Annotated in this window: 23 protein-coding genes; all 23 read left to right on the top strand. The window is 43.0% G+C overall.

What is annotated here, in order from left to right; translation table 11 throughout:
- Positions 1–21: 21 nt before the first annotated feature.
- The 23 genes from B3R63_RS03930 (at position 22) to B3R63_RS03820 (ending at position 20071) form a co-directional block, all read left to right on the top strand.
- Positions 22–465, top strand: coding sequence for a hypothetical protein (locus B3R63_RS03930; protein WP_265768626.1), 444 nt, complete (start codon positions 22–24; stop codon positions 463–465).
- Entirely contained in the window at positions 425–1066 is a 642-nt protein-coding gene (locus B3R63_RS03925; RefSeq protein WP_265768679.1) for a putative metallopeptidase, read from the top strand. The genes B3R63_RS03930 and B3R63_RS03925 overlap by 41 nt, the downstream gene beginning before the upstream one ends.
- A gap of 58 nt (positions 1067–1124) precedes the next feature.
- Positions 1125–1580 (top strand): DUF2280 domain-containing protein, encoded by a 456-nt coding sequence (locus tag B3R63_RS03920; protein ID WP_101159983.1) that lies wholly within the window; start codon positions 1125–1127, stop codon positions 1578–1580.
- Positions 1581–3116 (top strand): phage terminase large subunit, encoded by a 1536-nt coding sequence (terL, locus tag B3R63_RS03915; RefSeq protein ID WP_286728365.1) that lies wholly within the window; start codon positions 1581–1583, stop codon positions 3114–3116. It abuts the gene before it with no gap.
- Positions 3117–3124: 8 nt separating this feature from the next.
- Positions 3125–4639 (top strand): phage portal protein family protein, encoded by a 1515-nt coding sequence (locus tag B3R63_RS03910; protein ID WP_265768624.1) that lies wholly within the window; start codon positions 3125–3127, stop codon positions 4637–4639.
- On the top strand, positions 4636–5841 hold the full coding sequence (locus B3R63_RS03905; protein ID WP_265768623.1) for a phage minor head protein: 1206 nt from the start codon (positions 4636–4638) through the stop codon (positions 5839–5841). The genes B3R63_RS03910 and B3R63_RS03905 overlap by 4 nt, the downstream gene beginning before the upstream one ends.
- Positions 5842–5900: 59 nt before the next feature.
- Positions 5901–6881, top strand: a complete 981-nt coding sequence (locus B3R63_RS03900; RefSeq protein ID WP_265768622.1) for a hypothetical protein — start codon at positions 5901–5903, stop codon at positions 6879–6881.
- 3 nt (positions 6882–6884) lie between these two features.
- Entirely contained in the window at positions 6885–7259 is a 375-nt protein-coding gene (locus tag B3R63_RS03895) for a hypothetical protein (RefSeq protein WP_286728364.1), read from the top strand.
- A gap of 5 nt (positions 7260–7264) precedes the next feature.
- On the top strand, positions 7265–8344 hold the full coding sequence (locus tag B3R63_RS03890) for a major capsid protein (protein ID WP_265768620.1): 1080 nt from the start codon (positions 7265–7267) through the stop codon (positions 8342–8344).
- 10 nt (positions 8345–8354) lie between these two features.
- Complete coding sequence (locus tag B3R63_RS03885; RefSeq protein WP_265768619.1) at positions 8355–8726, top strand: hypothetical protein; 372 nt, start codon at positions 8355–8357, stop codon at positions 8724–8726.
- An 8-nt stretch (positions 8727–8734) separates the two neighbouring features.
- On the top strand, positions 8735–9175 hold the full coding sequence (locus tag B3R63_RS03880) for a gp436 family protein (protein WP_265768618.1): 441 nt from the start codon (positions 8735–8737) through the stop codon (positions 9173–9175).
- A 9-nt stretch (positions 9176–9184) separates the two neighbouring features.
- Complete coding sequence (locus tag B3R63_RS03875; protein WP_286728363.1) at positions 9185–9667, top strand: phage virion morphogenesis protein; 483 nt, start codon at positions 9185–9187, stop codon at positions 9665–9667.
- A complete protein-coding gene (locus B3R63_RS03870) occupies positions 9660–10082 on the top strand; it encodes a phage tail terminator protein (RefSeq protein ID WP_265768616.1) in 423 nt (140 codons plus the stop codon). Before B3R63_RS03875 ends, B3R63_RS03870 begins: the two co-directional genes overlap by 8 nt.
- A 9-nt stretch (positions 10083–10091) precedes the next feature.
- Positions 10092–10286: a hypothetical protein gene (locus B3R63_RS03865; protein ID WP_265768615.1), complete on the top strand. Its 195-nt coding sequence runs from the start codon at positions 10092–10094 to the stop codon at positions 10284–10286.
- Positions 10276–11022, top strand: a complete 747-nt coding sequence (locus B3R63_RS03860; protein ID WP_265768614.1) for a hypothetical protein — start codon at positions 10276–10278, stop codon at positions 11020–11022. Before B3R63_RS03865 ends, B3R63_RS03860 begins: the two co-directional genes overlap by 11 nt.
- 188 nt (positions 11023–11210) lie before the next feature.
- Positions 11211–11519: a hypothetical protein gene (locus B3R63_RS03855; protein ID WP_265768613.1), complete on the top strand. Its 309-nt coding sequence runs from the start codon at positions 11211–11213 to the stop codon at positions 11517–11519.
- 182 nt (positions 11520–11701) lie between these two features.
- Complete coding sequence (locus B3R63_RS03850; RefSeq protein ID WP_265768612.1) at positions 11702–12088, top strand: hypothetical protein; 387 nt, start codon at positions 11702–11704, stop codon at positions 12086–12088.
- A gap of 85 nt (positions 12089–12173) precedes the next feature.
- Positions 12174–12758, top strand: a complete 585-nt coding sequence (locus B3R63_RS03845) for a hypothetical protein (protein WP_265768611.1) — start codon at positions 12174–12176, stop codon at positions 12756–12758.
- Between the two features lie 82 nt (positions 12759–12840).
- Entirely contained in the window at positions 12841–13425 is a 585-nt protein-coding gene (locus tag B3R63_RS03840) for a hypothetical protein (RefSeq protein WP_265768610.1), read from the top strand.
- A 100-nt stretch (positions 13426–13525) separates the two neighbouring features.
- Positions 13526–13936, top strand: coding sequence for a YqaE/Pmp3 family membrane protein (locus B3R63_RS03835; RefSeq protein WP_252146063.1), 411 nt, complete (start codon positions 13526–13528; stop codon positions 13934–13936).
- Positions 13937–14002: 66 nt separating this feature from the next.
- Positions 14003–17998, top strand: coding sequence for a tape measure protein (locus B3R63_RS03830; protein ID WP_286728361.1), 3996 nt, complete (start codon positions 14003–14005; stop codon positions 17996–17998).
- On the top strand, positions 17979–19370 hold the full coding sequence (locus B3R63_RS03825) for a type I restriction enzyme subunit R domain-containing protein (RefSeq protein WP_286728360.1): 1392 nt from the start codon (positions 17979–17981) through the stop codon (positions 19368–19370). The genes B3R63_RS03830 and B3R63_RS03825 overlap by 20 nt, the downstream gene beginning before the upstream one ends.
- Positions 19367–20071: a M48 family metallopeptidase gene (locus B3R63_RS03820; RefSeq protein ID WP_286728359.1), complete on the top strand. Its 705-nt coding sequence runs from the start codon at positions 19367–19369 to the stop codon at positions 20069–20071. Before B3R63_RS03825 ends, B3R63_RS03820 begins: the two co-directional genes overlap by 4 nt.
- Positions 20072–20073: the final 2 nt, after the last annotated feature.

Below are 20073 nucleotides of genomic sequence, written 5' to 3'. Positions count from 1 at the left end.
GTTTTTTTATGGGTGTAAGTTATGGATATAGACCAATACAAAGTTCTAACCAAAAAGAAGCCATTAAAAAAGGTACCAAGAGCAAAGCCATTACCCAAGGCAACTCAAAAATATCTCGAAGCTGAAGAAACCCTTTTTCAAGAACTAGAAGAACACTCAATTGGGTATGAGCGAAAGTTTCAGTTTAAAACCACTAAGCACTGGCGATTTGATTTTCATATTGTAAAGCTGCGATTGCTAATTGAGATTGAGGGTGGACCTTGGTCTGGTGGACGCAGGGGTAAGCTGGCCAATAAAGCATGGAGCATGGACCGTTATGATCATGCAGAAGAACTAGGTTATGCGTTCGAACGTTTTCATCCTGATTCAATACTTTCAGGCTATGTCATTAACTGGATTAAAAAAGAACTGGAGCGAATGAATGATAGAACAGTTCAGACCATTCCCACCGCCGGATCTGATTGATCAGGCAGAGGAAGAGGAAGCAATCCGGCTGTCACCCGCCGTTGAATTAAAAGAATGGGTGCTTAAAAACTTTTTAACCTTGGGTGGCCAGCTGCACAATCCGGATCATGATCATATCGCTGAGCTGCTTCATGATGATGAAACCTTCCTGGCATTTGCTTGGGCTTCATCTGCGGCAATAGCGAAAAAACGTATGGTACTGGGCCAATGTGAAAAGGTGATGTTTAACCAAGGTGGCTGGAAGAAGGCTAGACAGGAACAACAGATGCGGGACTGGTTCGGCTATGTACCTGTTTATCTCATTACAGTAGACGCAAGCTTTTGCGAAAACTCTAATGATCGGGAGTTCTGCCGTTTGATTGAGCATGAGCTTTATCACATCGGTGTTGAACGTGATTCGGATGGCGAAATCATTTATAGCGATATGACCGGCTTACCAAAGCATTATCTTGCTGGCCACGATGTAGAAGTATTCTTTGGTGAGACTAAACGCTGGGGAGCTGATGAGTCAGTTAAGCGTTTACTGGAAATCGCGAAGAATGCGCCGTTTGTTTCTGAAACTAATATTGCTGCGTGTTGTGGAACGTGTGTGATCAATTGAGCCTAAGGGCTCTTTTTTTTGCCTGCCTTGTCATACGTAGTCATACAAAGAGGTGATTATGGCAACCCTAAAAGAGCCTGTAAAAATATTTATAGTTCAAGCTCTTGCATGCCGTGATACACCTCAAGAAGTAGCGGACTTGGTAAAACAGGAGTTTGATATTGAAATTGACCGGATGCAGTGCTCATCTTATGACCCGACTAAAGTGGCTGGGCGTAACTTAAGCAAGAAGTATGTTCAGCTATTCAATGATACTCGCCAAAAGTTTGATGAGGGTCTGATTGATATTCCAATTGCGAGTAAGTACTACCGTCTTAAACAGTATCAAAAGCAACTGGAGAAGACCAAGAATGCCAAAACAATTCTTAAGATTCTCGAACAGGCTGCAAAAGATGTTGGGGGACAGTTTACTAATAAAACTGAAGTCACCAGTGAAGTCACTCAAACCACAGTGACTCAGGCTACAGATGAACAGGTAGCTGAAGCAGTAAGGAAGGCCCAAGAGGAATATTAAATGGATCTGCAAGCACGGGTTGAAAAGAAGCTGTGTGAAGATGAGCATTTATATTTCACACGGCGTTTCTTCAAGCCCCGTATGGGCTTTAAGTTTACGGTGAACTGGCATCACGTCTATATCTCATGGATCATTGATCAGGTTATAGCGGGTGAGATTGCAAACGTGGTGATCAACGTTCCACCCGGCGCCGGTAAGACTGAGCTGACCACGAACCTGATCCCACGTGGTTTAGCATTAAATGCTCGTTCACGGTTTCTTTATCTTTCATTCTCGCAATCACTGGTTGAAGGCGTATCGGATACGGCGCGTGACATTGTGAAGTCAAAAGACTTTCGCCAGATGTGGGATTTATCAGTCTCAAACAGCACCGACTCCAAGAAAGAGTGGAAAATTACAGTTGAGGATTATGACGTTGGTCATGTGTATGTAGCTTCCATGGGTGGACAGGTCACAGGGCGGCGAGCAGGAACCTTGGCAGACGATGGCTTTACTGGCTGTATCATCATTGATGACCCGTTAAAGCCTGAGGATGCCTTTAGTAAGATCAAGCGAGATGCCGCGAATCGAAAGCTACTCAATACCGTGAACTCACGTAAGGCCAAGTCTGACACCCCAATCATCATGATCATGCAGCGGCTTCATACTGAAGATCCGACTAACTTTGTCATGACAGGAAATTTACCAGGTGAGTGGACACAGATTTCTATCCCGGCACTGATTGATGATGCTTATATTGGTACCTTGCCAGAGCATATTCAAAAGCTGGTACCACGAGATGCTGAGCGTGATGAAAAGGGCCGTCAAAGCTACTGGCCAAAGAAAGAGTCACTTCAATCTTTATTACAGCTTGAAAAGGGCGGTAAGGATAAGGAAGGGGCAACAGTTTCCCGCTACACCTTCTCAAGCCAGTACATGCAGCAGCCTAAGAAATTGGGTGGAGACCTGATTAAGTCTGAATGGTTTGGATTCTATACAGATATACCAGAATTAAAGTGGCGCGCCGTTCTAGTCGATACAGCCCAGAAAGTTAAAGAGCATAACGACTACTCGGTATTTCTGCTGGTGGGTATGGGGATAGATGGCAAGCTGTATTTGCTGGATCTCTTGCGTGGTAAATGGGAAGCCCCAGATCTTAACCGTCAGGCAAAAGCCTTTCTGGATAAGCATAAGGAATATATCTGGCACACCAAACCTATTCGTTACATGAAGGTAGAGGACAAGGCCTCAGGTACCCAATTGATCCAGACACTCGGGACTTACTCTGGTGTTGCTGTAATACCAGTACAGCGAAATATCGACAAGCTCTCTCGCTTTATGGATGTACAGGTTCATCTTGAGGCGAATTATAAGGATAAGCCTGAAGATCGTTTTGTGATGGTTCCCAAGAATGCTCATTGGGTTGGCGACTTCTTTGAAGAGTGTGAAGCATTCAATGCCGCCTTTACCCATGATCATGACGACCAGGTGGACACCCTGATCGATGCCATTGAAGATGCAGTTTTAATGTTGAATTACAGCCCACCGGCTTCATAGGTTTTATTATGGCTAAAAAAAGTAAAAAGGCGAATGTCAAACAGCCTGAGAGTTCAAAACCGGTTTCAGGTGGTATGTACTCTCATGAGGCTGAACTTGCTCTCATCAACTATCTGACCAAGATGCCTGACGGCGATGAGGTTCTGCGTAAGGCAGGTGTCACCCGTCACCGGCTGAAAGTCATGATGTACGATGACGAGATATACCAGTGTATTGAGAAACGCCAGGATAAACTGGAAAGTGCGCCGTTTCGTATTGAACCTGCTGATACTTCAGCAGCAAAAATCCTGACTGAGCATCTGCGTGAATGGTGGTCTGAAATTATCATTGGTGCACAGAACGCCCGTTGGTATGGCTACTCGGTTTTAGAAGCAATCTATAACAAACCGGAAACGCCGAATCTGCATATTGATGGCGATGCCATCACGCCGTTCATTGGGTTTAACTGGATTGGCGAGAAACCGCTGCAATGGTATGAGCCAAAGAATGATGGCCGTTTATTACTGTTGGCCAACTACAACAAGATCCGTCAGGATCAGGAAGTAGACCAACGCTTCAAGCACTTCTTGACTCGATGCAAGCCGACTTATGAGCAACCTTATGGTGAGGCATTATTAAGCCGTTTGTATTGGGTGTGGTTCTTTAAAAATAACGGCTTTAAGTTCTGGGCGAAGTTTGTTGAAAAGTTTGGTATGCCGATACTGGTTGGTAAATCTGCGACTGGACAAAATGAGGCGATGAAAAGCGCACTACTCAATGCTCATGCAAGCTCAGTCATTGCGATTTCAAATCAGGATGAAATTACGGTGCAAGGGACGGGTAATGGCAATGGTAACGGTAGTGGAGCCTATGAAACTTTTGACAAGAACCTGGAGCGCCGTATCCAGAAGGTGATCTTGGGTCAGACACTGACCAGTGGTACTGATGGTGCCGGCTCTATGGCACTGGGCAAGGTTCACAAGGAAGTCCAGGATGATAAGTTCAAAGCTGATCTGAGAATGATTACCCCGACTGTCCAAGCTATTTTGAATGCACTCTGTGATATTAACCAATGGCAACGACACACCATAGTCATTCTTGAAGACAAGCCGCTTAAAGGTGATCAGGCTGAACGTGATGCCAAGCTTAAAACAGCAGGTGCTCACTTTAGTGGTCAGTACTTTGAACGTGAATATGGTTTGCATCCAGGTGATCTTCAGGAGCCTTTAGCTTTACCGGTAGGGCAGAATGTTCAATTCAATGCACTACCCCATAAAGCCTTTAGCTTTGCAGCAACTACCAGAAAGCTATCACCTGAGCAGCAGGAAGTAGAAGAGCTGACTGATGCACAGCGCAATATCGAACTCTTAAATAATGCCCAGGTAAATGAGCTTTTGCAGAAGAGTGAAACACCAGAAGAACTGGCCTTTCATCTGATACAGCTTATGCCTGAAGCCAATCAGTCGCAGTTCACGGCGAATCTGGAACGGGCTTTATATGCAGGTGATGTGCTGGGGTATATAACAGCAAGTGAGGGGAAATGAAGCCAGTCACATTCTTAGAGGCCTTACAGTTTGCCCGGTCTCGTAAAATCGTATTGCCTGATGAGTTTTACTCTCTGGATCTCAAGACACGACAACTGGCCACCACGGTCAGTTTTTTATCGAGCATAGAACAGATCCAGACTGTGATAGCCGCTGTAAACAAGGCTATTGCAGATGGCTCGACATTTGAGGACTTTAAGAAACTGGTCGCTGAAAATGAGATCAAGCTCAGTGAGCCTTATCTCAAGAATGTTTTTAGGACCAATATTCAGACGGCGTATAGTCATGGACGCTGGCAACAGCAGCAACGCAATAGAGACAAACGACCATACCTGATGTATTCAGCTATCGATGATAGCCGGGTCCGTCCAAGTCATCTGGCATTGAACCGGATTATCCGTCATATCGATGATCCGTTCTGGCTCATGTATTACCCGCCGTGGTCCTTTATGTGTCGCTGTACAGTGATTGCCTTAACCGAGAAGCAGGCATTGAAATATGGTATTACGCCAGATGATCAGCTACCGGAAGTGGCTGAGGAAATGGGATGGAGTACTAGTCCAATGACCTATGGCGATTTATCTGGTCTGGTAGATCAGAAGATCCTGGATTCTGACCTGGATAAAGCGTTTTTGCTGGAGCAGAAAGAGGTCATCAAGGCTGAATGGACGGCAAGTAAAAAGCTGGCCAGTTTATTTGCTCCAATGGATGAGCAGAGCCGTGATCTATTTGAAACTATTGTTGAGACAGTTTTACCTTTAGATCCGGAAATACGTCCAAGTACAATTAAGACTTTCCTGGATTATGTACAGGGCAATGATTCAGCTCTTACGGCGCAGTTAAAGCAGCCACCTGTCACTCTGGCTGAGGAAGTACTTGAACGCTGGCTGAAGGAGGATTTAGGCAGGCTACAGGCAGTAGCATCAAATAGTGCAACTACAGTGACCGGATCAGCTTCACTAAACCGCGCTGCATCATTGGAGGTAGGTAAGGTCATTACACTGGATGCGCCGTTAATACTTGCAGGTTCTAGCTCAAACATCGTGATTCAGATTGAGAATGCTAAAGGTTTAGGTATTGATCTGGAAAAGCTAAATGCAGGGCAAGGCGTACTGTTTCCCTTAGGCCTATCTTTTCAGGTGGTTTCAAGTGAAATAGTAAATGGCCAGATGATTTATACACTGAAAGCCTTAACTAACTAAACTTAGGAAATTAATTTGAGCCACTCCATCAGGGGTGGTTTTTTTATGGAGCATGAAAAATGCCAGATCCAAATGAAGAACGGCTAAAGTTTCTATTTAATACATCAGCCATTGAGGTACCTCAGGCCAAAGAGGGAGAAAAGCGTACATTTAGAGGTACGGCGTATAGCGGTGGACGTGTAGATGGTCACTGGTATTGGGGCCGTACTGGTGTGGTCTTTGATCTTGAGGGTATCGAAATTGATTCACCTACTGCATTGCTGGAAGAGCACTTCGGCTCTAATCGTATTGGTGTAGTTAAAAAAGTCGATACCAATGGAAAGATCGATGTAGAAGGACACTTCCTGACTAATGAACGGGCCAAGGAGATTGTCCAGGACTCTGATGACGAGTTTCCATTTCAAATGTCCATGTTTATTGATCCGGGTTCAGTTGAAGAGGTAAATACAGGCCAGACCGTTGTGGTTAATGGTCAGTCATTTACCGGACCTATCGCCGTTTTTCGTAACAACCGTATTCGTGAATTCACGATCTGCTCTACCGGTGCTGATCGGAATACATCAATCAAAGCCTTCTCAGGCAAACCTAACTCCAATCAACTACCAGAAGAGGATACAGACGTGACCGAACTAGAAAAAGCACAACAGGCCAAACAGCAGGCAGAAAAGGAGCGTGATGATGCGCTAGAAGAGCTGAAACAGTTTAAAGCACAGAAACGTGCTGATGAGATTGCAGCTTTAGAAACTGAGCTGAAAACACAGTTCAGTGCTGAAGACAAAACGGCTTATACCAATATGGATGATACCGTCTTTGCCTTTACTGCAAAGCAGCTTCGACAGTTTTCGGCGGGTGGGCAGCAGCCACCAGCTGGCCAGCAGCAACAACAAACACCAAGTGTAAATCCTGCACTGAACTACCTGTTCAATCATCAGGCTACTGGTGGCCAAGGTGGGCAAGGACAAGGCGGATCGGGCGGTAACCAGGAGCATCAATTCACAGCAGGTGCAAAAGCCTTCGCTGAACAAAACAAGGGGAAATAATTCATGCCTATTCACTATATTCCACCGGTATCACTTACTACACGTAAACTGGTACTCGACAATGAAAAGCTGCGCCGTGCCAATGCCAAGGTAACGGCCGGTACCGCCTACAATTACGGCGATCTACTGACATTATCTGATGACAATGTACTGACTCATGCTACAGATGAATCATCCTGGGATGTGATCTGTGGCCAGAACGTTACCGCAGCCGAAGCAACTATTAAAGCGGCTGAAGGGATAGAAATTCCAATGTACTACGGCGGCGTATTTAACGTTGAGGCCGTGTCTTTAAATGGGGCGTTGCTGGACAAGGCGAAATATGATGCTGTCCGCGCCAAAGCAACCAAAAACAAAATCGAACTTTCTAAGGTGTAATCAACATGCCACAGTCTTTTAATATTGACGGTACTCCGCTTGAACTTCTTGATGTGGGTGAGCTTACTCTCATTCATAACAACTTCCGTCCGATGGATACATGGCTGCTGGACCGCCTGTTTCCAAACCGCCCGATATTCGCTCGGGATTACGTACCACTAGCTGAAGTAACAGCTGAACACGACTTGGCACCACTGGTATCGCCACAGCAACCTGGTAAACCTTTTGATACTGATCAATCCGGTGAAGTACGCCATGTGAAACCGGCTTACTACAAACCTAAAAATCAGGTAACACCTGCAGAAACCTTTGAGCTTGCTTTGCTGGAGCGTCTGCGTACAGCTGGCATTATCTCTACCGGTAACCAGCAGCTCTCTGACCAGGAGAAAATGGTAATTGCTCAAATCGCTGTTATGAAACGGAACCATGATGCGATTGATAACTCGGTTTTGATGATGGCCATTAATCTTCTAAAAAATGGTCAATACCTGCTGCATTCAGATGATTATGAGTACAACCTGGTGGATTACCGTCGTGATGCATCTCTGCTTTTCACTCCTGCAATACCTTGGAATGAAGCTGGAGCAAAGCCTGTTGATGACATTAAACGTATGCTAGAGCGTCAACTGGCCGCTGATGGTGGTGAAGCTAAGCTTGCTATCATGTCGGGTTCGGTTTGGGCAGCTCTATGGAATAATTCAGAATTCAAGGATGAATTCATCAAGCCTTATGCTGGAATCTCTGTACCAGTTACACCAAGCTTTGGCGTAAGTGAGACTGCTACATTGAAAGGCACTTTTGATGGAATTGAATTCTGGGTTTACGATGCAACCTACCGTCATAAGGGTAAGGTGAACCGTTTCATTGAGAAAGACTATTTCAGTCTGATCTCGGATACCAATGGCTCGGTGGCTCATTGTAAGATTAAAAATATGCTGGCCAATGGTGTGGCTCAGCAGTACTTTGACCGTCAATGGTACTGTGAAGATCCAAGCGGCATTATGCTGATGACCGAATCTGCTCCACTGGTCATTCCATCGAATAAGAACGGCGTAGTTGGTGGGACCGGCTTCATTACTCTATAAGGAGGCTTAAATGCCGAAGTACATAGCAAAACAATCCATCGGGCATTTTATGCCAGGTGATGAAATCAAAGGGCTTGAAGCAAAACGTATTCAGGCCCTTTTAGCATCTGGGGCTATTGAAGAATATCAGGAGCCGGAAGAGCCTAAAGCAGATAGTGCCGCTGCACGTTTAGCTGAGCTTGAAAAGGCTAATACAGAGCTGACAGCAGCAAATACTACTTTAACTGAAGCCAATCAGACCGCTGCTGCTGATAAAGCCAAGGCTGAGCAGGAAATTGCTGAACTTAAGGCAAAAGTGGCTGAGCTTGAAAAGGCCAAGCCAGCATCTAAGTCTAAGACCAGTGACAAGCCAGCTGAACAGGGTGCTGATACAGCCAAGTAAGGTGATCTATGTACGCAACAGAAGCAGACATGGTGAAGCGGTTTGCTAATGACATTGAAGAGTTAAAGCTGATGCATGCAGATGCAGCCGCTACTATCAATGAAGCACTTCAGGATGCGGCAGAAGAGATTAACGGCTATATCGGTGGCCGTTATCCTCTACCTCTTCCCAATGTGCCCAGTAATCTGAACCGCATGGCCTGTGATATTGCCCGTTACCGGCTTTATTACCAGCAACCCACTGAAGAAGTACGTAACCGTTATAAGGATGCGATTAAATTTCTTGAACGGGTACAAGACGAGAAAGCACATCTACAGATTCAGACCGCAACCAATGAAATTATAGATGATCAGCCCAAGGGCCGGCCTACCACAATGCCCATCGGAACCAGTTATGTAGGAGGCGTGTTTGGTGATGAAACGCTAGACAAGATGCCTTCATTTAAATAAGGAGGAGGTATGGCTTTTGCTATAACAATTCGTCCTGACAATGAATCTGCCGTAATGGCAGTACTGCAGCATATGGCCGATTTCGACAGCAGAAAGGAGGATATATTTGTCGAGATTGGTGGCTATGGGGTTCACTCCACTCAAGAACGGTTTATTGGCCAGCATGATGTAGACGGTAACCCATGGAAACAGTCATGGCGAGCCCGAACGCAAAATGGTCAAACAGGCCGTGATACGGGTGAATTAATGAATGAATTGCACTATAACCTGCGCCCTGATGGTGTTGAGTGGGGTTCAAACAAAATGTACGCCCATGTTTTTCATTTTGGTGCAACCATTCTGCCTAAAACGGCGGAGTACTTAACCTTTGCGGTGGGTGGCCAGTTCAGGAAAGTGAAACAGGTCAATATCCCTTCTCGTACCTTTCTGGGCATCAATCAGGATGATGATGAAGAGATCCTTAATATTATCGGGAGGCATATAGGTGTCTGACTTTTTTGCAGTACGTGGAGAAATTGCCGAGAAGCTCAAGGAGATTCCGGATTTCAAGCAGATCTATACGCCGTTGAACTCTGTACTGGTGACTGAAATGTCTCAGGTAACCCCATCAGCTCACGTCAACTTCGTGCGGGTTCGTCCTAAGGATAGTGCGGGCAAGGGAAAAATGAACATGATCAGCCAGCAGTGGGCGGTCACCGTGGCCTGTAAGAATGCCCGTTCACAGTCTATAGATGGTTCAGCGGTAACAGATCAGGCGGGTAATCTTCTTGAAGATGTTATTCAGTTGCTCTCAGGCTGGAAGCCAGCCTCGGCACGTGGGGAATTGATGCTGGTTGATGTGAAAGAAGCCTTCAGTACAGGTTTTGCATATCTCACAGCAGTATTTGAATCAGAACGATTTATCTAGGAGCCAATCATGGCAGCAAAACAATATATAGCCCAACAACCATTAGGGCGTTTCAAAAAAGGGGATTTCGTGGGTGGACTCACCGATGCTGAAATCCGACAGCAATTAGATGCAGGTACGATCAAGGAGGTAGAAAAGCCCTCTGAAGAGTCGAAACCAGCTGCAGCAAAAACTACAAAAGAGGTAAAAGCAGATGGGAAATAAACCAGATGTTATTTCGTTACAGGGTGAACTGTTCCTGGCTAAAATTATTAATGGTGCAGTATCAGGTATGTTTCCAGTAGGAAGTATGCCGGCCCTGCAGCTTCAAATTACTTCGGATTCAACCGATCACTATGAGTCAAAAACAGGTTTTCGTACGAAAGATGCTGTACTACGCAAGCAGACAGGAGTATCCGTAAGCGGTACCTTGGAAGAGGTAACCAAGCAAAACCTTGCCATGGTGATGAGTGGTAAAGTTACTGAAATATCTGCAAGCACTATCGCTGATCGCTCACTAGGTACTGTTGAAGCTGGGACCATGATTGATCTGGGTGAGCGTAATCTGTCAGAAATTAAGTTTAAAGACGGCGCTGATACAGATATTGATACCAGTACCTATGTACTCGATTCGGCATTCGGTACAGTGATTTTTAATATTGCACCGACTGGTGACGTTAAGTGGTCAGGTAAAGCCGGAAAATTAACGCGTACTGCGATTGCAAACGATATCGGCAATGAATACCGCTTCTTCTTTAAAGGTGTTGATACCTATAAAGGGGATAAGGTTGCCGTAACCTTATGGCGTGTGGAGTTCTCACCGGAGACAGAATTTGATCTGATCAATGAAGATTTCTCTAGTTACGATATTGAGGGCGAATGTCTGGCTGACATTACCAAGGTAAATGATGCTGAACTTAGCATGTTTGGCCACATTGATCGTTTTAATGTAGCAGCTTGATATTAAATCTGAGTAACTAAATCCAAAATACAGGCACAGGGGCGCATAAGCGTCTTTTTTTGTGCCTGTTTATTGCTTAATACCTTTGGATATCTTTTCTTTTGGGTGGATAAAAAGTATTTTATTAACCTGTATGGTACGGTTTTTAAAGGTAAAAACTGACCTTCAGTGTTGATTGGATTTATTAAATGACACCAGCGCTATATCAGGAAGTGCAAGATTTTTATCTGCACGCAATGGCCTTGACCAAGTTTGCCTTTTTCTTATCAAAAAAGGGTTCTTTTTACACTTTGGTTTTGGCAGGTGAACAACCAGAGGTAAATGAAAGAATAAGAAATTTACAGGGCAATGGATTAGTAATCAAATACGATAAGGGGTCCACGCTTTATTTTGTTTACGAAGTTCAGGATGATATAGAGAAACTGATAAAGTTACCTAAGTTGAGCGATTCACAGATAGAGTTTAAATTGCAAGAGATATTAAAGCGATACAGATGAATGTTACATTGGGCTACTATATTCAGAAGGATAGGGTGAAATATTGATTTTATCTGTTCTATAGTTTCCTGATAATGAGAATAATTATCAAAAATTAACAGATGTTTTGATGTTTTACTTTTAAGATGGGCACCATTAGGCATCTATATTGAATTCAAAAATTAAAAATGGAGAACATATGTATGAAATATCTCTTCTTGGCGCTAGCAGCAGGTATATTTCTAATGGGGTGTAATTCTAATATGGCTAAGGCTTCTAAAAATCCTACTACAGACGAATCCTCAGAAAATTTAAAGCCCAAACAGATCATCAATGTTACTGAAGAACAGCAATTACTAAAGTTTATTGGACCAAATAATCAAACATATATCCTTAGAACTACAGATAACTTTGAAACGGCAGAACTAAGTGATCAGTCAGGTAAAACTTATCGACTTAAACGAGCCGTATCAGCAAGCGGGCTCCGCTTAGCAAATAGCCAAGGGGTATCAATCCACTTTAAAAATGGTGAAGGTATTCTAGAACTAATTAAGGATCAGCCTATCAATGTTACTGAGGTTAAGCCTTAAACCTGAGAGATAAACATAGTATTAAATGAATAAAAGCACCTTCGGGTGCTTTTTTATTTCCTGAACTTTATTTTGAGATTCCATCATGAATGATTTTTTTCTAGCAGCTAATCGCTCTATCACAGTGAATGATGTTGAAGTTCACCAGATCCAGATGAAAGATTTTGACCAATGGGCGGTACATGTCGAAAAGGTAAAAGGCTTCTTAAAGGGAAAAGATTATTCAGATGAAATTTTAACTCAACTTTTTAAGGCTCATTCAATTGAAGTGCTGGGTATATGCAGTCTGGCCACCAAGCTTCCAGCAACCAGTTTGATTGATCTGGCCACGACATCGGAACAGCAATTTAAAGAAGTTTTATCAGCAGTACTACAGGTGAACGGCGCTTATTTTAAAGAAGACCAGCCTAAACGCCGTAATAAAAAGCAGGTAGTAAAAGACAATGATTCCACCTGGTTTGACTCATTCCAGCTACTGATCAGTGCTGGCCATACTCATACCGAAATTATGAATATGACTTATGGTGCTTACAGTGAGTATTTAAAATCAGCCCAAAAGGATTACCGGAATAAGCTTGCAGCCCTGACCAGTGTAGTGAGATCCGCTCAGCATGCATCTGCTAAAGAACTAAAGAAGTTTCTTGATGAGCTAAAAGAAGAAATAGTGTGAATTATGTAACATTTTCACATAATTAAATTTACCATTTCCGATTAGAATGGTCGGTATTATAAAAGTGCACTTGAGCTTAATCATGAAAAGAGTATTAACAGCGGAAAGTAGAGCAGCATATAAGAAATGGTTTAACTCATTCAGCAGTGACGAGCAGAGAGAGTTGATAAATATGGGTGTGGCATGCGGTGCCGACTCAAAGTTTTTTAAGCATGAGATACTAGACCTCCTGAGTCATCTTGATAATGAGAAGCTTAAAAGCAATAGAATTTTATTCAAGAAATTTGCTGAAAGATATATTGCTTTAGTCCCTGATCATATTCGACCTCATGTGAACTGGACACTTCTGGAAAACAGTCGTGACTATCGCTCTTGGTTTGCAAATAGACAGATGTTTGTTTTTAACTGTCTGGTCGTTAAAGATATTTATGAGCATAGCAAGGATAAGAATTCGAGCTACTTATTATGGGCCCCCATTATTGATGACCATACCCCGGAAACTTGTAAGAGTTTCAGTAGCAAAGTATTTAATATTCTTGATAAGGAGTTTCAGGAACAGGCTGTTGAGCATTGGAGCAGACCGCAAGAAGGCTGTAGATGCAGTTTGATCTCGATTACTCATGCACAGGCAGAGAAATACCTGATGGATATGAACATAAGTGCATAGAATAAAGAGATATAAGTGAACAAGGATGTTCTTTCACATTGCGATAATTTAGACCAGTCGGTTAAGATGCTAAAAAATATCTCAAAATAAGGGCATGAGAATGGCAACAGTAGAGTGTATTGCATGCGGTCATGTGGGAGAGCCGAAAACAAAGGGTAGTTTTTTTATAACAATTATCCTGCTTTGTATTGGATTTTTGCCTGGTGTTATCTACGAAATCTGGCGGAGGTCTGGTGGTAAAGTGTGTAGTGCCTGTGGTAGTAACCAGGTACAATTATATCGACCAGTCCCAAAAGTTGTTAAAGCTTTACCAGAAGAGCATGTACAGCTTCATAAAAAACAATCCGCATCAAAAACTAAACTTGTTGCAAATGATGGTTTTTCTTATAACGCTGGACAACGGTTAAAGATAGACGACAATGGAGTTGAACAAAAGCAATGTCCTGACTGCCGTGAATATATTCGATTCGATGCTCGAAAATGTAAGCATTGCGGATCAACCATTGAATAAATAATTTAAATTTTTATCACTTCATATAGCCCACCATTTGGTGGGTTTTTTATTGCGAGTAAAAATATGGCCGGTAAAGAATTATCGTTTAAGCTTGTAATGGAAGCCGACACAAAGAATTATGTGTCTAATGTTGAACAATCTGAAAGTATTACAAAGGCCGTTATCGCTGTAATTAAAAGTGAGGCTGATAAGTTAAAAGCTGCTTCTACTGAAACTGCAAAAGATGTTGGAAAAATAGTTCCGGATGATTTGCAGAAGAAAGCTGATCAGGCTGCCAGCAAGATCAATAATCTTGGTAGCGAACTTCAGGATACTGCAACTAAGGCAAATAAGGCAGGCTTTGAAATCGGTGAAGCCATTCCAGGTGATGCGCTTCAACTTGCAGAACTGCTGGGTACCAAATTTTTTACAGCGGCCAAGGAAATTGAAGCTCTTGGTGACAAATCGATTATCAGTGCAGGTGAGTTACGCTCAATGTCGAGCACTGGTGAGCAAGGTCTCAATGAACTTAACTCGGCACTAAAAGCTGCTCAAGCTGAATTGGTTCGGTTGCAAAGTACGGATGGCACCTTAAAAGATATCGAGATTGCAAAAGATCGTGTTCTAAGTATTGAAGATGCTATTAAAGAAACGTCCAGTGCATTTAATTACTATCAGGACGTTGCTGTAAATGCCATGCGTGGCGTGGACAATGCCACCCAGTCTTCGATTAATCAGTTGCAACGTTTTAGCTCAGTAGATCTTGGCCAAGTAGTAGGTGAAGCTCAGACTGCGACCCGTGCAATTCAGTCAATGGGTGAGGGGGCCAATCTCAGCACTAAAGAAATTGAGCGAATTGGTAGTATCGGCACTAGCAGTATTAATACGCTTGAAAGTGAGTTGCTGGCAGCAAAAAATGCTTTCTCGGCATTAGAACAAAGTAGTGAAGCTGTTACTCTTGATGAAATTAAGGCTGCAGGAGAAAAGGTCAAAGGTCTTGAACAGGCAGTTGATCTGACCAAAGCAGCATTTGCAGATTTTGATACACAAGCATCCTCTGCAATGCGTAGTGTATCGACCAGTGCAGATAAGGCTACAACCAGCGCAAAGCAGACCGGACATGAAATCTATGAAGCTCTAGGCATTAAACCGCCTACAGTTATCAATGATGCGATTACTGCACTTGAACGAAAGTTAGAGGACTTTAAAGCCAATAGCAAATTGCCGGCTGAAGAAGTTGAGCGCGTTACCAGAATTACCGAACAACAGATTGAGAAACTCAAAAATGAGCTTCATGGTGTTGAACCGGCAGCAGAAAAAGCAAATTCAGGTATATCCACACTATCTAAGGGTATGGATGTTACTCGATTTGCTGTTTCTGCCTTGGTCAGTGCATTAGCTGCTATTGGTATCGGTTTAGGTGTACAAGAGATTATTCGGGCTGCTGACAGTTACGCTAATCTTTCTGCGCGAATAAATATTGCAACTAAAGAAGGCGGCAACTTTACTGATGCAATGGCGGGGGTGCATCAAGTGGCATTGGCCACTAACTCAAGCTTGGAAGCTACAGGAGAGTTATTTACCCGTTTAAATGCAGTTGCTAAAGACATGGAAATGTCACAAAAGCAGGCACTAGAGCTTACCAAGACAGTAACGCAAGCTATTAAAATCGGTGGCAGTTCAGCTGAGGCTGCAGAAGGTGCAATACAGCAATTTATTCAAGCTATGCAAGGCGGTGTTCTTCGTGGTGAAGAATTTAACTCCATTATGGAAGGTGGATACGGTCTTGCTGAAGCCTTGGCTCGGGGATTAAGTGTCACTACTGGCGAATTGCGTAAAATGGCCGAGAATGGCGAATTAACTGCTGAGAGGGTGGTTAAGGCACTTCATAGCCAGGCTGATGCTGTACAGGAAACTTATAACCGTTTCCCGCTTACCGTAGGCAACGCACTACAAAAGATCGCAACTTCTTGGCAGATTCTGATTGGTGAGATGGATCAGGCCAATGGATCTTCAGCAACTGTAGCTCAATGGCTTTCCACATTGGCTGATAATATGGGTTTATTAAAGCCTATTATTGAAGATATGGGTAACGGGTTAAGTTGGGTCAGTGACCGGCTTAGTCAAATAGACCCATCTACAATAGATGCTTTATATATAGCTCTTCAAACGGCCTATGATGGTATAAAAACGTTAATATCAACTTTAGCTGATACTGGCCAAGCTTTAGATGATATTTTCAATACTGTATTGAGCACTATACTTAGCTTTGATAATGGAATAAATGAGGCAAATGCTAATACGAATGGCTTTACTAAAGCTCTACAACTCATAAATGTAGCCCTTGGCTTTTTAACTGATGGTTTTGTAGCAATTGGAGTTTCTGTAAAGCTATTCACAGGTGGTTTATATGCATTGGGAGCTGCATGGGCAGAACTGAAAAGTAAATTTACTTGGGGTGATGTTAAGCAGTCAGCCATTGGTGAAATGAATGAGATGGATGCTCGTTCTAAAAAATGGCTTGAGGATGCTAAGAGTGATTTAGCACAATTTGAATCTCAAGGTAAGAAAGCTTGGGAGGAAATTGGCAAAACCCAAGAACAAAAGAACGCTGAAAGTATTACCCAAAATCAGCAGACACTAGATCAACTCAAAGCTCAAGAGGAGAAGCATAAGGCTGACTATAAGGCAATAAGCGATGAACGGATCAGGCTTAATCAACAATTAGAGGACGCGCGTAGATCTGGTAATCAGGCCTCTATTGATTTAGCTGTAAAGGGTTTGGCTGATCTGGATGCCAAAGAAAAAGCCTATCAAGCTGAAAGTCAGAAAATTACCGAGGAGAAGATTCAAGCTGCACAAGAATGGATAAATGCCCAGCTTGCAGCTTTGGATGGTACCCAAAAAGTTGCAGATCTTGCTACCCAAAAAACCTTGCAAACTACACTGGCAGCTCAAGGGCTTAAAGTTGAATTTGATAATTCAGGCAAGGCTATTGTCAGTGCAATGCAACAAGGTACTGCCGCGACTGAAGGACAAACCAATGCTACAGATAAGGCCCGTAAAGCAGCTGCAGCATTAGGTATTGATCTGGACGTTGCGCTGAATAGGGTGTCAGAGAAGTTTGCTACAGATAGAACTCATCTGAATAGCTACGCAAGTGGTCTGGAATCTATGGGAGTAACAGGATCACGCGCAACTGAATTGATCTATCAGGGATGGGAGAGGTGGGCCGAGCAAGCTAAGTCACCTGCCGAAATTGATGCCGCCAAAGCTCAGCTGATCTCTTTTGAGGAGCAGGGTGTCTTTTCTGCCAAGCAGGTTCAGACGGGTATGGAGTATCTGGATCAGGTGAATGGCAAGTTACCGGCCAATATTTCTGAGGTAGAAAAAGCTTACAGACTGTTAGGTCTAACATCGAGGGAAGAAGCTAGTAAAATGGCTGATGCCCAGATGAAGGCTTTTAATTTGTTAAAACAAAGTGGTACCGCTTCGATTGAGCAGTTAAGACAGGCTTTAATCAATATGGCTGACAAGATTTATGCTTCAGGTGATGCAGCTAAAATCGCAGCCTATGAATCCCAGCTTGCTTATTATGGCTTAACTTCTGAAGTAGATAGCAGTGGCAAAGCAGCAGTCAAAACCATGGATGACTGGGCCAAAGCCAATAATCGGGTTGAGAGCTCAGCCAGTGCTATTGGTGATGGTTACCGTGAAGCTGGCCGGGTGGCAAGAGAGGAGGCCAAATCCTCTACTGAAGCCTGGTCAGAAGCGCTTACTGCCATGCAGGGCAAGCTCAAAGTCTCTAAAACTGGAGTCATGGCTAAAAACGGTTATTCAGTTGATGAGATTGAGCAGCAGCTGACTGAAATGGGTTATGGGGGCAATGTAAAGCAGAAAGCTAAAGAACTGTTCCAGACCGCTCAACAGGGTCCGGGTGGTTATTACCGTTCAGCCTCTCATGAATATGCTGCGCGTTATGGTGTCTCTGCATACGACAACCAGAAACAGACCGGCAACTACATGTTCATTGCCGAGCAGCTGGAAAAGCTGGAAGAGTATGCAGGCAACGAGTATTAAAGGCGAAGAGTCAGGGGCTGGACTAACAGAAAAACTAGCCAAGTATGATATCTATCGCCAAATGTTGGCAGACTACTTTGAAAAGCCAGCAGATCAAGCAGGGAATTTGGTGGAAGAATTCGAAAAACAGGTAAAGAAAAAATTTATTGAAGAACCTGGTCAAATGCGGCTACTCATTGTAGTCGATAAATTACTCACAGGATTTGATGCACCGTCAGCTACATACCTATATATCGATAAATCGATGGCGGATCACAACTTATTCCAAGCGATCTGTCGTGTGAATCGTCTGGATTCTGATGATAAAGAGTATGGTTATATCATTGACTACAAAGACCTTTTTAAATCTATTGATAAGACCATTAAAGATTATACATCTGAAGCCTTAGATGGATATGACAAAGAAGATGTGGATGGATTACTGAAGGATCGTATTCAGTCTGCACGTTTAGATTTGGATACGGCTCTCGAAGCAGTCAAAGCATTATGTGAACCTGTACCTGCACCTCGGCTGAGTCAAGACTATCAACATTATTTCTGCGGTAAATCAGGATTGAATTCCGAAGAAATAAAGGAAAAAGAGTCGTTGCGCTTAGCTTTGTATAAGGCAGTGAATAAATTATTGCGCAGCTATGCCAGCATTGCTAATGAGTTACCAGAAGCGGGATATACATCACAGGAAATTACCGATCTAGAAGCGGATGTAAAGTTCTTTGAAAATGTGAGCAAAGAAATTAAAGCACATAGCGGTGATGCTGTTGACATGAAGGTCTATGAGCCTGCGATGCGTCAGTTACTGGATATGTATATTCAGGCAGAAAGTAGCGAAGAAGTCATTAAGTTTGAAGAGTTTGGGTTAATTGATCTAATTCTAAGAGGCGATGATGATTTTAAAGGTGTACCTGAAAACATCAGAAGAAATCCTGAATCAATGGCTGAGGCAATTGAAAATAACGTCCGTAAAAAGATCGTAGAAGAGAATCCTGTAAATCCAATTTACTACGACCAAATGTCTGTTTTACTTAATGAAATTATAGAGCTCAGACGTAAAAATGCGATTGCTTATAAAGAGTATCTTGAGAAAATACGTGATCTCACACGAAAAGTGGCTCAGCCAGCTGGACGGAATGATTATCCTGAGGGAATCAACACTCCAGGTAAACAAGCATTATTCGATAACTTTGGTAAAGATATCGAATTAACGCAAAAGATTGATAAAGCTATCCAATCTAACAAATTGGCTGCATGGGTGGGTGATGATGCAAAAGAGAAAATTTTGCTCAGAGGTCTAAGCCGAGAATTGGGTATTAATGATAAAAATGTTCTAATAGCCTATTTAACGCTTGCCCAAAAGCATCAGGAATATCATTGATCTCAACTTTAAAGATTGGCTCAATTCATATTGAAGTACATCGTAAAGATGTTAAAAATCTGAATATTACCGTACATCCTCCTTTGGGGGATGTACGAGTTTCTGCACCTTTAAATATGTCTGAAACAGCAGTGCGAATGGCAGTCATTGGGCGATTAGCCTGGATCAAAAAGCAGCAGGCAGATTTTAATGAGCAGAGACGACAATCTAAGCGTGAAATGATGAGTGGCGAAAGTCATTATTTGTGGGGTAAGCATTACAGATTAAATGTTATCGAGCGATCTGGTAAGCATTGTATAAAGAAGCATGGTCAATGGTTGGATCTATATGTAAGCCCGAATTCTTCGGTAGATAATCGTCGTAAAGTAATTGAGGATTTTTACCGAGTAGAGCTAAAGACAGCTTTAGATGAATTGTTGTTCGAGTGGCAAGAGAAAATGCAAGTTACGATTTCTGCCTATGGTATTCGAAAGATGAAAACAAAATGGGGAAGTTGTAATACTGATACGGCTCGAACATTATTTAATCTTGAGTTAGCTAAAAAACCTTATGAATGCTTGGAATATATTGTAGTGCATGAATTGGTGCATTTATTCGTCCGTACTCACAATGATGAATTTTTAGCTTACATGAACCAATATTTACCAGACTGGAAGCAGCGAAAAGCTCTTCTGCGTGATCAACCATTAACTGACCTATAGTT

Source organism: Acinetobacter sp. UBA1297, from assembly GCF_002307755.1.
In the GTDB taxonomy this organism is placed as follows: domain Bacteria; phylum Pseudomonadota; class Gammaproteobacteria; order Pseudomonadales; family Moraxellaceae; genus Acinetobacter; species Acinetobacter radioresistens.
The sequence above is the reverse complement of the archived record's forward strand: the minus strand, read 5'-3'. Positions and strand labels throughout refer to the sequence as shown.

Bases quoted from the DNA above. Each gene is read 5' to 3' on its own strand.
- terL (WP_286728365.1), top strand. From the start codon at position 1,581: ATGGATCTGCAAGCACGGGTTGAAAAGAAGCTGTGTGAAGATGAGCAT.
- B3R63_RS03885 (WP_265768619.1), top strand. From the start codon at position 8,355: ATGCCGAAGTACATAGCAAAACAATCCATCGGGCATTTTATGCCAGGT.
- B3R63_RS03865 (WP_265768615.1), top strand. From the start codon at position 10,092: ATGGCAGCAAAACAATATATAGCCCAACAACCATTAGGGCGTTTCAAA.
- B3R63_RS03875 (WP_286728363.1), top strand. From the start codon at position 9,185: ATGGCTTTTGCTATAACAATTCGTCCTGACAATGAATCTGCCGTAATG.
- B3R63_RS03890 (WP_265768620.1), top strand. From the start codon at position 7,265: ATGCCACAGTCTTTTAATATTGACGGTACTCCGCTTGAACTTCTTGAT.
- B3R63_RS03850 (WP_265768612.1), top strand. From the start codon at position 11,702: ATGAAATATCTCTTCTTGGCGCTAGCAGCAGGTATATTTCTAATGGGG.
- B3R63_RS03880 (WP_265768618.1), top strand. From the start codon at position 8,735: ATGTACGCAACAGAAGCAGACATGGTGAAGCGGTTTGCTAATGACATT.
- B3R63_RS03855 (WP_265768613.1), top strand. From the start codon at position 11,211: ATGACACCAGCGCTATATCAGGAAGTGCAAGATTTTTATCTGCACGCA.
- B3R63_RS03910 (WP_265768624.1), top strand. From the start codon at position 3,125: ATGGCTAAAAAAAGTAAAAAGGCGAATGTCAAACAGCCTGAGAGTTCA.
- B3R63_RS03840 (WP_265768610.1), top strand. From the start codon at position 12,841: ATGAAAAGAGTATTAACAGCGGAAAGTAGAGCAGCATATAAGAAATGG.
- B3R63_RS03835 (WP_252146063.1), top strand. From the start codon at position 13,526: ATGGCAACAGTAGAGTGTATTGCATGCGGTCATGTGGGAGAGCCGAAA.
- B3R63_RS03895 (WP_286728364.1), top strand. From the start codon at position 6,885: ATGCCTATTCACTATATTCCACCGGTATCACTTACTACACGTAAACTG.
- B3R63_RS03845 (WP_265768611.1), top strand. From the start codon at position 12,174: ATGAATGATTTTTTTCTAGCAGCTAATCGCTCTATCACAGTGAATGAT.
- B3R63_RS03825 (WP_286728360.1), top strand. From the start codon at position 17,979: ATGCAGGCAACGAGTATTAAAGGCGAAGAGTCAGGGGCTGGACTAACA.
- B3R63_RS03905 (WP_265768623.1), top strand. From the start codon at position 4,636: ATGAAGCCAGTCACATTCTTAGAGGCCTTACAGTTTGCCCGGTCTCGT.
- B3R63_RS03860 (WP_265768614.1), top strand. From the start codon at position 10,276: ATGGGAAATAAACCAGATGTTATTTCGTTACAGGGTGAACTGTTCCTG.
- B3R63_RS03900 (WP_265768622.1), top strand. From the start codon at position 5,901: ATGCCAGATCCAAATGAAGAACGGCTAAAGTTTCTATTTAATACATCA.
- B3R63_RS03830 (WP_286728361.1), top strand. From the start codon at position 14,003: ATGGCCGGTAAAGAATTATCGTTTAAGCTTGTAATGGAAGCCGACACA.
- B3R63_RS03920 (WP_101159983.1), top strand. From the start codon at position 1,125: ATGGCAACCCTAAAAGAGCCTGTAAAAATATTTATAGTTCAAGCTCTT.
- B3R63_RS03930 (WP_265768626.1), top strand. From the start codon at position 22: ATGGATATAGACCAATACAAAGTTCTAACCAAAAAGAAGCCATTAAAA.